The organism is Deferribacterota bacterium (assembly GCA_034189185.1).
Taxonomy (GTDB): domain Bacteria; phylum Chrysiogenota; class Deferribacteres; order Deferribacterales; family UBA228; genus UBA228.
Map to the genome: position 1 here is coordinate 1 of JAXHVM010000126.1, position 5262 is coordinate 5262.

General features: G+C 29.9%; 5 protein-coding genes. All 5 read left to right on the top strand.

The features are described from left to right. Positions 1-796: penicillin-binding transpeptidase domain-containing protein (locus SVN78_08130; protein ID MDY6821572.1), on the top strand; the 796-nt coding region annotated here is incomplete at its 5' end. After that, the gene (locus SVN78_08135; protein ID MDY6821573.1) at positions 793-2265 is read left to right on the top strand and encodes a UDP-N-acetylmuramoyl-L-alanyl-D-glutamate--2,6-diaminopimelate ligase; all 1473 of its coding nucleotides are present in this window, start codon (positions 793-795) and stop codon (positions 2263-2265) included. The genes SVN78_08130 and SVN78_08135, both read left to right, overlap by 4 nt. After that, positions 2240-3610: a UDP-N-acetylmuramoyl-tripeptide--D-alanyl-D-alanine ligase gene (murF, locus tag SVN78_08140; protein MDY6821574.1), complete on the top strand. Its 1371-nt coding sequence runs from the start codon at positions 2240-2242 to the stop codon at positions 3608-3610. Before SVN78_08135 ends, murF begins: the two co-directional genes overlap by 26 nt. Continuing rightward, complete coding sequence (gene mraY / locus SVN78_08145; protein ID MDY6821575.1) at positions 3600-4685, top strand: phospho-N-acetylmuramoyl-pentapeptide-transferase; 1086 nt, start codon at positions 3600-3602, stop codon at positions 4683-4685. The genes murF and mraY overlap by 11 nt, the downstream gene beginning before the upstream one ends. A 2-nt stretch (positions 4686-4687) precedes the next feature. Next, the coding region (locus SVN78_08150; GenBank protein MDY6821576.1) for a Mur ligase family protein at positions 4688-5262 on the top strand (575 nt) is incomplete at its 3' end.

Below are 5262 nucleotides of genomic sequence, written 5' to 3' on the forward strand. Positions count from 1 at the left end.
CTTAGTTGATAATGGATTGATTAATGAACATGAAAGGATAGATTGCGAGAATGGTTCCTATAGGATTTCAGGGAATATTTTTAACGATGTAGAGCCCCACGGTAGTCTAAATATTTATGATGTTGTTGTAGAGTCAAGTAATATTGGGATGGTAAAGTTAGCTAAAAGGATTCAACCTATAAAGCTATATAATTATTTGAAAATATGTGGTTTTGGTAAAAAAACAGGGATATATGGTCTTAATGAGGAAAGTGGGTTAGTTAGGGATCTTAATAGGTGGTCGAATCTTTCAAAATATTCTATTTCAATTGGTCAGGAAATTTTGGTTACACCTATTCAGATTTTGAGATTTTATGCAGCCATAGCAAATGGTGGACTATTGATGAAACCTAAGATAATTAAGGCGTTAGAGGGCAGGAAAAAGTATTTAGACACTGAATATAGAAGGATTTTTTCTACTAATACATCAAATATAATGAAGTCAATATTAAGAAATGTTGTATTAGAAGGAACAGGGAGTAATGCTAAATTAAAGTATTTAGATATATCGGGAAAAACTGGTACAGCACAAAAATTTAATATCCATAATAATAGTTATTCCACTAAAGATTATATTGCATCTTTTGTTGGTTATTTTCCTTTAATAAACCCTGAGTATGCTATGATAGTTTTATATGATTCTCCAAAGAAATCGATTTATGGTGGTTCTACTGCTGCAGTGACCTTTAGAAAGATTGCTGAGCAAATTGCAATATACAAACATTTAGGCAATAAAAATATTGTGGCTTTGAGATGAAAATAAGAGAGATGCTAAAGGGAGTGACAATTAAAGCTATTAGCGATAACAATCTTTTAGGTATTGATGTGGATGATATCACATTTAATACAAATGATATAAAAGAGAATTCTTTGTGTGTTCTTTATAAGGGAACAAACGTTGATTCTCATCAATTTGTAGAAGAATTCTATAAAAGTGGGAAAATAATTGCTTTTGTCTGTGAAAAGAGTATCAATGGATACCCCTATATACTTGTTGAAGATGCTAAAAAGGCGCTAGCACTGATATGCAAGAACTATTTTAGTGTAGATGAGAGCGACTTTGTCTCTGTAGGGATCACAGGTACTAATGGAAAAACAACAATCACATATCTTCTTTCAAGTATATTAGAAGAATACGGCGAAAAATATGCTAGAATTGGCACCGTTAATTATACTATAGATGATGAGGTTATAGAAAGTTCAACTACTACTCCATCTTCATATGAGTTTTTCTCCTGTCTAAAAAAAGCCAAAGATAAAAAAATAAAGTATATTTTAACAGAGGTTTCATCTCATGCATTGAAACAATATAGGTTATATGGTTTTAAATTTGATATATCAGTATTTACAAATTTAACAGGTGATCATTTAGATTACCACTATGATATGGAGGATTATTTTAGAGCTAAAAGACAACTATTTACAAATAAATATTCGAAAAGTGGGGTTATTAATATAGATGATATTTATGGATTTAGGTTGTATAAAAATGTAAAGATAAAAAAATATACATATTCCTTTGATAAGGGCGCAGACCTTTATGTGTCAAAATCTAAATTCTCTTTAGAATTAACTAAGGCAAAGTTAGTTTTATTTGGTAAATCTATTAATGTAGAGTCTAATTTAATAGGAAGACATAATCTTTATAATATAATGGCAGCAATATTAACTGCCACAAACTTGAATATACCGTTAGGTGTTATAATCAAGGGGGTAAAAAGGCAGAATAATATACCTGGAAGGCTAGAAAAAATTGTAGATAATGGTATCTATTATTTTGTTGATTATGCTCACACTGATGATGCATTAAAAAATGTACTATCTACATTAAAGGGTTTTAAAAAAAATAGGCTAATTTTAGTTTTTGGATGTGGCGGCAATAGAGATAAAATGAAAAGGCCCAGAATGGGTAAAATTGCAAGCGAATTTGCTGATATAATCATTGTTACAAATGATAACCCCAGGAATGAGAATCCAGATGAAATAATAAATGATATACGTAAAGGTATAAATAATAAAAAGAGTGTAATAGTTGAAAAAGACAGAAGAAAGGCAATCTTTATAGCTTATTCACTAGCTAAAAGAGGAGATATAGTATTAATCGCTGGTAAAGGCCATGAAAATTATCAGATTGTTAAAGATAAGAAAGTTTTTTTTGATGATAGATTAATGTTAAGAGATATATTAGGTGAGAATATTGATGAACGTGCTATTAGAGGATATTGAAGGTTTAATTACTTATAATAATTTAAATAATTTACTGAATTATAAAAAGATTACTATGGATAGTAGATGTGTAGAGAAAAATGATGTCTTTGTGGCAATTAAGGGGAATCGTTTAAATGGAAATGATTTTGCAGTTGATGCATTAGAGAGGGGAGCTAGTTTTGTGATATTAGATGACAGGGATGCTTATAGAAAAGTTAATGGAGCTAAAATATTAGTAGAGGATTCATTGAGAGCATTAAAAAGTATTGGAAAACAAAAATTGAAACAATATAAGGGGAAGATTATAGCTATAACTGGTTCTGCAGGAAAAACTACAACAAAGGAGTTGTTATCTTTAATTTTAGGAGTCAAATATAGGGTTTATAAATCCTATAAAAATTATAACAACCTCTTAGGTACTTATCTGAATGCAGCTAATCTTGATATTGAGTCAGATTTTGCAATTTTTGAGATTGCAACAAATAGTTTTGGGGAGATTGAACAGCTTTCTAATTATATAAGACCTGATCTAGCTATTATTACTAACATAGGCTTTTCCCATATAGGTAACTTTAAGAATGAAGATTTATTAGCTAGGGAAAAGTTATCTATTGCGAAACCTGATTCCGTTAAAACTTTATGGACCGAATATAATTTATATAAGAGATATAGGGAGTTGATTAATAAAGATTTATCAATTTTTACATTTACAAACAATTATAAGGATAATGCATATATTAGATTACTGGATTATTATATTAAAGAAAACCATATAAGTTATTTAGTAAATATATCTGATTATACTTTTGATTTTTCTTTAAGGCATATATATAAACAATTCGTCTTTGATAGTCTAGCCCCAATTGGAATTGCCTTTAACAACCAAATTAATAAAAAAGATATTAATAATGCCTTATCTTGTTTTAAAGCCCTTGATGGTAGAGGTGATATTATAAAAAGTGGTGGAATAAAAATCATAGATGATACATATAATGCTTCCTTTGACTCTATAGTAACTTCTATTGATTCTTTAGATGAGATTGAAAATGTCAATAAAATATTCGTACTTGGTGAAATGGCGGAGATAGATGGTTATGAAGATTGTTTGTATAATAGACTATACGAAATAGTAAAAAATAAGAAAAATATAAGTTTTGTGTTGGTGGGCAATAATTACTTAAAATTTAGGGATCTTATAAATGTTCAATATTGTGATGAAAAGAATAGAGCTATTAGTAAGGTCGAAGGCTTATTAACACATACTAAAACTACATATATAGTGATTAAAGCTTCAAGAAGAGAAAGTTTTGATACACTTATTGGGCCGTTAAAGTCATTAGGGGAGAAAGTAAATGTTGTATAATTTGCTTTATCCATTATCAGACTATTATAGTATTTTTAATATATTTAGATATATAACATTTAGGACTGTTTATGCCATAATAACTGCATTTGTACTGGCTCTTATCTTTGGGCCTTTAATAATTAGTCTTTTAAGAAAATTCAATATTGGTCAAAAATTTAAAGGTTTTGAACCTGAAAGTCATAAAACGAAGAAAGAAGCCCCTACAATGGGGGGGCTACTTATAATTATAAGCGCAGTTGTTTCATCATTACTGTGGTCAGACCTAAGGAATAGTTATCTTTGGATAGTTTTATTTGTATTTATATCATTGGGTATATTAGGATTCATTGATGATTATGTGAAGGCAGTTTTAGAGAGACCTTTTGGTTTAAGCGCAAAATTAAAATTTACTATTGAAGTTATTTTGGCCATTTTAGCTGTACATATGGTTGTAATGGTTGATTCAACGGGGAATGCTACCAAGTTGGCTTTGCCATTTATCAAGACGTGGGTTTTTGATGTAGGGTACTTTTATTATGTATTAGCTATTTTCATAATTGTTGGGGCAGCAAATGCTGTTAATTTAACTGATGGATTAGACGGTTTAGCAATTATGCCATCAGTAATAGCCTTTGGCACTTTTATTGTTTTTATTTATGTTGCAGGCAATGTAAAGATTTCAGATTATCTAGATATTTTATATGTTAGAAATTGTGGTGAACTCTCAATTTTCTGTGGTTCTATGGTAGGTGGGGGCTTAGGCTTTTTGTGGTTTAATGCATATCCAGCCTCTGTGATTATGGGAGATATGGGTAGTTTGTCAATTGGGGGTGCCCTTGGCACAGTGTCAATAATATCAAAACAAGAGATAGTTCTTGCAATTGTGGGGATTGTTTTTGTTATTGAAACACTATCGGTTATATTGCAAGTAACTTTCTTTAAGGCAACGAGGGGGAAGAGGTTATTTAAGATGGCACCAATACACCATCACTTTGAAATGAAAGATTGGTCTGAACCAAAAATTATCGTTAGGTTTTGGATTATATCATTTATTTTTGCATTAATAGCTCTAAGTACATTGAAATTGAGGTAGTTATGAAGGTTGCAATATTGGGTTATGGTAAAAGTGGTAAAGCATCAGAAATAATTTTAAGAAACAGGGGCGCTGATGTAATTGAGGTATTTGATGATTCATTATATGGAGTAAAAAATATTCTAGATTTAGATTCAAAAGATTTTAATCTCATTGTTGTAAGCCCAGGGATTGACTGTAAAAAATATCCTATGATTGATAGAGATAAAGTAATAAGCGAGATTGATCTAGCCTATTCTTTGATAAATGATCCAGAGAAAATTATTGTTGTTACAGGAACAAATGGCAAGTCAACAACAGCTTATCTTTTAGAACAAATATTACATGCATTTAGTAGGGATGCTGTCCTTTGTGGGAATATAGGCAAACCTTTTACAGATGTAGTAGATAAAGAGAGACATGATTATTATGTAGTTGAACTAAGTAGTTTTCAGATAGAATTATTGAAGCTATTTAAAGCTAAAAGACTAATTATTACAAATATAGATTTAGATCATTTAGATAGGTATGAAAATTTTAATAATTACATAGAGGCAAAATTAAAAGTAGTAAATAGGATAGAAGATAAGGGTTTAAT

Bases quoted from the DNA above. Each gene is read 5' to 3' on its own strand.
- SVN78_08135 (MDY6821573.1), top strand. From the start codon at position 793: ATGAAAATAAGAGAGATGCTAAAGGGAGTGACAATTAAAGCTATTAGC.
- murF (MDY6821574.1), top strand. From the start codon at position 2,240: ATGAACGTGCTATTAGAGGATATTGAAGGTTTAATTACTTATAATAAT.
- mraY (MDY6821575.1), top strand. From the start codon at position 3,600: ATGTTGTATAATTTGCTTTATCCATTATCAGACTATTATAGTATTTTT.